The sequence below is a fragment of the Dactylosporangium siamense genome, assembly GCF_016862795.1.
GTDB lineage: Bacteria > Actinomycetota > Actinomycetes > Mycobacteriales > Micromonosporaceae > Dactylosporangium > Dactylosporangium siamense.
In genome coordinates, this window is record NZ_BONQ01000074.1 from 1 (window position 1) to 7,320 (window position 7,320).

Below are 7,320 nucleotides of genomic sequence, written 5' to 3' on the forward strand. Positions count from 1 at the left end.
TGCCTCGCGATCGCCGCAGGTGGGCCGCCGGGCGCTGGGTCCGCGGCTCGTCAGGTCCGGCTCACGACTCTTCGAGGTCGTCGAAGAGTCGCCGGTTGCCGTCGGCCGGCACCGGCGTCGGCAGTGGGGCCGCCCGGCCGGGAATCCACCGGCGCCGACGCCCGCGCGGCAGCCATACCGCGGCAGCCGTCGCGATGAGGACCGCGCTGACGGTCGCCGCCGCCGCGATGAGCGCGACCTGGATCTGCCAGCGGCGCGTCGGGTCGACCTTGTCGCCGGTGTGCACGGGCACCGCCGCGACCGATCCGGCCGCAGTGGCGCCCGGGTATTCGGCCACGGCGCGGTAGGCGTCCACGATCCCCCGGCCGTACCCCTGGCCCGCCCCGCTGCCCTGGCTGGGGTCGGCGGTCGCATAGAGCCGCTCCGCCACCGCCTTGGCGGGCAGCCCAGGGGTGCGGGCGCGGATCAGCGCCGCGGCCGCGCTGACGAACGGGGTCGCGAAACCGGTGCCCTGGACCGCGGCGTAGCCGCCACCCCGGGTCGCCGCGAGGATCTGCTCGCCGGGCGCCACCAGGTCCACCCACGGGCCGACCGGCGACGAGGAGGAGCGTTCACCGGACGGGCCGATCGAGCCGACGCCGATCACGCCCGGGTACGCCGCCGGATAGGGCGTGCGCCCGGCGAGCGCCTGCTCGGGGCTGGTCGAGCCGACGGACGCCACCACGACGACGTCACTCGCCACCGCCTGCTTGATCGCGTCGCGCAGCGCGGGCACGTCCTCGTACACCGCGAACGAAATGTTGATCACCTGCGCCTTGTCCGTGACGGCGGCCTGCACCGCCGCCGCGATCCGGTCGGCCGTGCCGGCGGGCGGCTCGCCCTTGTCCGGGTCCTGCTCGCCCACGACCAGCGGCAGCACCTGCACGCCCCGGGCGTAGCCGCGGAACACCATGCCGGCCTCGCCACCGCCGGCGATGATGCTCGCCACCGCCGTGCCGTGGCCCGTGCAGTCCCAGTCGCCCGGGCCACCGCCCGGGAAGAGCAGATCGCGGCCCGGCTGGACCCGGCCCTTGAGCTGCGGATGCGTCGCGTCGACACCGGAGTCGACGACTGCCACCCGCACACCCTCGCCGCCCGTGAGCGAGTCGATGCGCCGCGGGTCGAACGACTGCTGGTGCCACGGCAGCGTGCGGGCCGGCGTGCCGGGATCCTTGCACTTGCGGTTGGTCGGCGGGGTCTGCACCGGTGCCGCGAACGATGGCACGGGGACGAGCAGGACTCCCACCAGGGCTGTAAAGACGATCAACGCCTGCCGCATGCCGCCCGCTCCCCTCAGCGATCGTGCGCAGATCCTAGTACGGGCGCGGAAAGTGCCCGGTCCGCCCCACATCGACGGCCGTCTCGTGCCGCCCATCGGCGGGAGTCGACTGCTAGGTTGGCATCCACGCACGCTTGACGTCGCGCACCACCTCAATCGACAGACGGGGACTGATCGGTGAGCGCCACTCCCACCACCGGACTGGCCAGGGTGACCGTGGTCACTCCGGACCGGCGCGTCGACCTCGCGCTGCCCACCAACGTAGCGCTGGCCGGGCTTCTCCCAAGCCTGCTGCAGCACGCCGGGGAGAGCTTCGCCGACGACGGCGAGCAGCACGGCGGCTGGATGCTGCGGCGCAGCGACGGTGCGGAGCTGGTCACGCAGGACACCCTCGGCGCCCAGGAGGTGCACGACGGTGAGCTGCTGCATCTCGTGCCCCGGCACGAGGAGTGGCCGGAGGTCGACTACGACGACATCGTGCACACGATCGCCGCCGGCTCCCGGCGCTACGGGCAGCCGTGGAGCCCGGCCACCACCCGCCGCGCCACCATGCTGGTCGGCGCCGCCGCGCTGGCGGTCGTCATGGTGATCCTGCTGCGCTCGGGCCCGTCGTGGACGCTGCCCGGCTGGGTCGCCGCCGGTCTCGCGGTCGTCCTGCTCATCACCGGCGTCGCGCTGTCCAGGGCGATGGCCGACGCGCAGACCGGCGTCTTCGTCGCGGCCATCAGCCTGCCGTTCGCATTCACCGGCGGCGCACTGCTCATCGCCGGCGACACCGCCCTCACCGACCTGGGTGCGCCCCACCTGCTGCTCGCCTCGGTGCTGCTGACCGGCGCGAGCCTGGTCGGTTACGCCGGGGTCGCGGACAGCGCCCGCCTCTTCGTGGCCGGGGTCACGACCGGCCTGATCGGCATGTGCGGGGCGGTGCTGGTGCTGCTCGGCCTCGACGCGGTGCCCGCGACCAGCGCGGTCCTCGCCGCGGTGGTCCTGATCGCGCCGGCGTCGCCGCTGCTGGCCATCCGGCTGGGCAAGATCCCGGTGCCGGCGCTGCCGGAGAATGCCGGCGCCGTGTTCGAGGACCAGCCCTACGTGCCGGCGCCGAGGGTGTTCGCCGCCGTCGCCCGCGCCGACGAGATCCTCACCGGCGTCCTGCTCGGCGCGAGCGTCGCCGGCTCCGTGTGCCTCGCCGTGCTCGGCACCGTCGGTGGCCTGTCGGTGCTGCTGCTGGCCACCGTGGCGGCGCTGGCGCTGCTGCTGCGCACCCGGCTCTTCCTCGCGACCCGCCAGCGGGTGCCGCTGCTCGTCGCCGGGCTGGTCGGCGTGGCGTCGCTCGTGGTGCACCTGTCGACCGGCATGAACCCCGACACGCGGGTGATCGTGACCGCGGTCGGCCTGGCCGTCGTCGCCGGTCTGGTCATCGGCGGCGGCGTCGCATACAGCAAGCGCAGCCCGTCGCCGTACATCGGCCGCTTCCTGGAGATGTTCGACGCGTTCGTGCTCATCTCCGTCATCCCGATCGCCTGCGCGGCCGCCAGCGTCTACTCGGCCGTTCGCGGCCACTTCGGCTGACAACGGAGGACGGGCGATGGCGACCCGACGGGATCAGCTCCAGTCACACCAGTTCATGATGCAGCGGGTCACCTCCGCGCTGATCATCCATGACACCGATCCGCAGCAGTCACCGTTTCGCCGCTTCGCCGGCTCGGCGTTCGCCGGCCTGATGATCGCGATCATCGTCATCGCCGGTGTCGCGATCTATGGGCTGCTCGTCAACGGCGGCAAGAAGACCTGGCGCTCGGACTCGGCGATCGTGCTGGAGAAGGAGACCGGCGTCCGGTACGTCTACCGGGAGGCCACCAACACCCTGCACCCGGTCGCCAACTACGCATCCGCGCGACTGCTCGGAGCCAGCGTGCCGGTGTCGGCCTCGCGCAACTCCCTCGCCGGCACCCCGCGGGGGCGGACGCTGGGCATCGCCGGCGCCCCGGACTTCGTGCCCCGTGCCAAGGACCTGCTGACGACGGCGTGGACGCTCTGTGCGTCCCCGTTCTCCGACGGCTCGGGCCAGGCCAACGCGCGGACGGTGCTGCTGGCCGGTCGCACCCCCGCCGGCGGCCGGCCGCTGGACGCCGGCGCGATGCTGGTCCGCGCCGTGGACGATCCCAAGGGGACGGTCAGCCTGGTCTGGAACGGGCGGCGGTTCGAGATCCGCCAGCCCGAGGTGGTCCTGAAGGCACTCGCGTGGGAGAGCGTCCAGCCCACCAAGGTCCGGGTGGCCTGGCTCAACGGCCTGTCCAGCGGGCAGCCGATCCAGCGGGTCCCCGTGCCGTCGGGCACGTCCAGCTTCCGCAACACCGCGACCGGTCGGACGTACTTCGTGCGCAACACCGCCGGTGACACCCAGTACTACGTCGCGGTGCCCGACGGCCTCGCCAAGGTCACCGCGATGCAGGCCGACGTGATCCGCGGCGACTCGCAGGTCAACGCGTCCGGCCAGCCGCCGGAGGAGATCCAGGCCGGGCAGGTCGTGGAGAGCCGCACGGTCTCCTTCCCGATCGGTGCCGAGCCGCCGCCGGCCGTCACGCCCAAACTTGTGCCCATCGCCGAGCGTGACACCGTATGCGCCGTCTACCCGACCGGGGTGGCACAACCCCGCATTCTCGTCGGCGCCGCGTTCGACAGCGGCTCGTCGATCAACGACACCGGCGGGATCGGTGCCAACGGCACCCCGCTCGCTGACCGGGTGCTCGTTGAGCCCGGACGCGCGATGCTGGTCATGGCGCTGCCGTCGCCTGAGGCGGCCACCAGCACGATGCTGCTGGTGACGGAGCCGGGCCGGGCCTACCCGGTGACGCCCGACGTCGCGGCCCAGTTCCTCGCCCTGCCGGTGACCGCCGCCGTCCGGCTGCCGGCCGCACTGGTCAACCGGATGCCGCTCGGTCCGGCACTCGACCCGGCCCGCGCGGGGCTGCCCGTCGACGGGGCCTGACAGCGGCTCGTATCGACGGGGTGCTGCATCGACAGGCCGACGGTCTACCGTTGCGGCATGCATGAGGCCACAGTGGACCGCAGTGTGGTGGCGCTGATCGCCGGCGTCTTCGCCGTCCTGCTGGGCGCGCGCCTGCTCGGTGCCGAATGGGTGGCCCCACCCGAGGACGGGGTCGGCCCGTTCCCCAGCACCGGCCGGGCGGTGATGTTCTGGATCGTCGTCGCCGTCGCGGGCCTCGGCGCCGTCGCCTGCCTGCTGGCGCGGATGCCGGGCCGGGGGCGGGGCTTCCCGACCCTGCTGCTCGGCATTCCCCTGCTGATCGGGATCGTGGTGGTCCTCGGCGAGCCGATCTACAACTCGCACCAGGTGGACCTGCGGGCCGGCAGCTTCCCCAAGGACCGGTACGAGCTGGGGCAGGGCGCCAGGATCCGCTTCTTCAACGCCGGCGACAGCGAGATCACCGTGTGTCTGGGCGTATCCGGCCAGTGCAGCTCCACGGCGACCGGCCCGGCCCGGCTGCTGTCGCCCGGCATCACCCTCCTGCCGAACGATCGCCGGGCCGTGACGATGCCGGATCAGGTCGGCGAGTATCAGCTGACGATCGCCGGTGAGGGTGGCACGGGTACCCACCGGAACACGGTCATCAACATCACCGAGTGGGATTGAGGGCCGCATCGATGCCGCCGGCACCTCGTTGACGTGCGGAGCTGGGCCTGACAGCGTTGCGCGCATTGACTACAGTGAGGGTGAACGAACGCGAGGTGGCCTCGCCACTGATCGTGACGGGGGCGGATCTTGACCAGTCCGAGGGACGAACTGCAGCCGCGGCTCGAGGCCATGCTCGAGGACGCGAACAAGCTGCTGGGCAACGCCGCCGAGATGCAGCGCAAGCTCAAGGAGCTGACGGCCAGCACCCGCTCCGAGGACGGGTTCGTGGTCACGACCGTGGACGCCCGCGGCCGGCTCGTCCAGTTGGACCTTGACCCCCGGATCTACCGCGCGCCCAACGCCGGCGCGCTCGGCGCGCTGATCGTCGAGACCTACCAGCGCGCCGTCGAGATCGTCGATGTCGAGATGCGCAAGATCATCAAGCGGTACCTGCCCGAAGAGTTCGACATGGACAAGTTCGCCGCCATCGACTTTGACAAATATGCCAGCGGACGTTCCGCCAAGACCACGGGGAGGGGCTCGAGATGAGCAACTACATCTGGTTCGACGGCAAGCAGGTCGCGGCGGGCACCCGTGACATCAAGGTCAGCGGCGACGCGATCCTGGACGCGTTCACCAGGCTGACCCAGGGCGGGTCGCCGATCACCGCTATCGACTCCGGGACGCCGGGCGGCAACGACTCGGCCGGCCGCGAGTTCCTGAAGTGGTACACGGAAGGCAAGACGGCGCTCGCCAAGATCGGCAAGGACATCGGCGAGGCGGTCGTCGACATGAGCAAGAACACGGACCTGGCGGTCGCGGCGTTCGTCAAGGAAGACCTCGAGAGCGCCGACGACATGAAGAAGACCGCAGCCGAGTTCAAGGACATCTAGGTCACCCGTGGGCCTCGACCTCAGCTGGCTCAAGGACACCATCGACAGCTGGCCCGAGCCCATCCGCGACGTGGTCTCGGTCCTCCTGACCGGTCAGACGTGGCCCGAGGGCGACGAGGACCGTATCTGGGAGCTCGCCAGGGAGTGGGGCGCGCTCGCCAAAGAGGTTGACTGGCTGAAGAAGGACGCTGACGGCGGCGCCAACAAGATCAGGGAAGGCTGGATCGGCGACGGCACGCCGCAGCAGTTCAGCCTGGCCTGGACCGACCTGAGCGAAAACGTCGACTCCGCGCTCGCCGAACTGCTCAAGGGCGTTCAGAGCATGGAGCAGAACACCTTCGCCACCGGCATGCAGGTCGCCCAGTCCAAGTATGAGATCTGCTTCGAGATCATCATGCTGCTGATCCAGTTGATCATCTGGATGATCGTCGCGTTCTTCACCGGCGGCGCGGGACTGGGCGGCGCGGCGGGTTCGGTCGGGCTCACCCGCTTGGCACTGCAGAGGATCATGGCCGAGCTCGGTCGGAAGATCGCCTCCCTCGGTGCGCGGCGGATCGGCAACGCAATGGTCCGCCGCGCCGGCCAGATGACCCTCAACGCCGCCACCCGGGCCGCCGCACGGGGCGGCTTCCGCAAAGTGGCCCTCGAACTCGCCAAGGAAGGCTTCCATGAGGCCCTCGAAGAGGGCTTCACCAACTACACCGCCCAGCAGAACGCGCAACGCGACGCGGGCATGGACGAGAACATCAACTGGTCGCAGGTGCGCCAGTCGGCCATCGCCGGCGCCGCGGGCGGTATCGGCGCCGGCCTCACCGGCATGGGCCTCCACAAGCTCGGCCGCAACGGCCTCGGCCACGGCGTCCCGACCCCCGGCGCCACCAACCCCGGCCGGCGCAGCTTCGGCCAATGGAGCCGCGACCAGGCCAAGTCGTTCGCCCACGAGGGCGTGGTCGAAGTCGGCGGCGAGGTGGCCGGCTCACTGTCCATGGGCCAACTGCCAACCCTCGGCAGCCTCGGCGGCTCGTTCGTCTCCGGCGGCGTGACCGGCCGCATACACGCCACCGGACACGAGATTGCCGTCGGCCTGCACGACAAGGTGTTCGGCTCCTCGGCCCCGACCGGCGATGAGCAGCACGCACCCACGCTCGGCAACGAGGAGCACGCTCCCGTGCTGGGCAACGAGGAGCACGCTCCCGCACAGGGCAACGAGGAGCATTCGGCGAACCCGGCCGCGAGCCAGAACCCGGCGGCGACGCAGAATCCGGCGGCGAGTCAGAATCCGGCGGCGACGCAGAACCCGGCGGCGAGTCAGAATCCGGCCGCGACGCAGAACCCGGCCGCGAGCCAGAACCCGGCCGCGACCCAGAGCCAGAACCCCGCCGCAAGCCAGAACCCCGCCGCGACCCAGAGCCAGAACCCCGCCGCAAGCCAGAACCCCGCCGCGACCCAGAGCCAGACGCAGAACCCGACGG

Annotated in this window: 7 protein-coding genes; 6 read left to right on the plus strand and 1 reads right to left on the minus strand. The window is 71.5% G+C overall.

Features of this window, described 5'->3' with window-relative positions; all coding sequences use genetic code 11:
• Positions 1-61 precede the first annotated feature (61 nt).
• The gene (locus Dsi01nite_RS23620) at positions 62-1,318 is read right to left on the minus strand and encodes a S8 family serine peptidase (RefSeq protein ID WP_203848421.1); all 1,257 of its coding nucleotides are present in this window, start codon (positions 1,316-1,318) and stop codon (positions 62-64) included.
• A gap of 177 nt (positions 1,319-1,495) precedes the next feature.
• Here Dsi01nite_RS23620 and eccD point away from each other — a divergent pair, with 177 nt between their 5' ends.
• The 6 genes from eccD to Dsi01nite_RS23650 form a co-directional block, all read left to right on the plus strand.
• Positions 1,496-2,887 carry a type VII secretion integral membrane protein EccD gene (gene eccD / locus Dsi01nite_RS23625; protein ID WP_203848422.1) on the plus strand — a complete coding sequence of 464 codons (1,392 nt, stop codon included), beginning with the start codon at positions 1,496-1,498 and terminating at the stop codon, positions 2,885-2,887.
• A 16-nt stretch (positions 2,888-2,903) separates the two neighbouring features.
• Complete coding sequence (gene eccB / locus Dsi01nite_RS23630; RefSeq protein WP_203848423.1) at positions 2,904-4,307, plus strand: type VII secretion protein EccB; 1,404 nt, start codon at positions 2,904-2,906, stop codon at positions 4,305-4,307.
• A 57-nt stretch (positions 4,308-4,364) separates the two neighbouring features.
• Entirely contained in the window at positions 4,365-4,973 is a 609-nt protein-coding gene (locus tag Dsi01nite_RS23635) for a hypothetical protein (protein WP_203848424.1), read from the plus strand.
• Positions 4,974-5,144: 171 nt separating this feature from the next.
• Entirely contained in the window at positions 5,145-5,504 is a 360-nt protein-coding gene (locus tag Dsi01nite_RS23640; protein WP_203848425.1) for a YbaB/EbfC family nucleoid-associated protein, read from the plus strand.
• Positions 5,501-5,848, plus strand: coding sequence for a hypothetical protein (locus tag Dsi01nite_RS23645; RefSeq protein ID WP_203848426.1), 348 nt, complete (start codon positions 5,501-5,503; stop codon positions 5,846-5,848). Before Dsi01nite_RS23640 ends, Dsi01nite_RS23645 begins: the two co-directional genes overlap by 4 nt.
• A gap of 7 nt (positions 5,849-5,855) precedes the next feature.
• A partial coding sequence (locus Dsi01nite_RS23650; protein WP_444542524.1) for a WXG100-like domain-containing protein occupies positions 5,856-7,320 on the plus strand: 1,465 nt, incomplete at its 3' end.

What these genes read in the sequence shown, in the direction of transcription:
- Dsi01nite_RS23620 (WP_203848421.1), bottom strand. Translation starts at nt 1,318, where the DNA reads ATGCGGCAGGCGTTGATCGTCTTTACAGCCCTGGTGGGAGTCCTGCTC.
- eccB (WP_203848423.1), top strand. Translation starts at nt 2,904, where the DNA reads ATGGCGACCCGACGGGATCAGCTCCAGTCACACCAGTTCATGATGCAG.
- Dsi01nite_RS23635 (WP_203848424.1), top strand. Translation starts at nt 4,365, where the DNA reads ATGCATGAGGCCACAGTGGACCGCAGTGTGGTGGCGCTGATCGCCGGC.
- Dsi01nite_RS23640 (WP_203848425.1), top strand. Translation starts at nt 5,145, where the DNA reads ATGCTCGAGGACGCGAACAAGCTGCTGGGCAACGCCGCCGAGATGCAG.
- Dsi01nite_RS23645 (WP_203848426.1), top strand. Translation starts at nt 5,501, where the DNA reads ATGAGCAACTACATCTGGTTCGACGGCAAGCAGGTCGCGGCGGGCACC.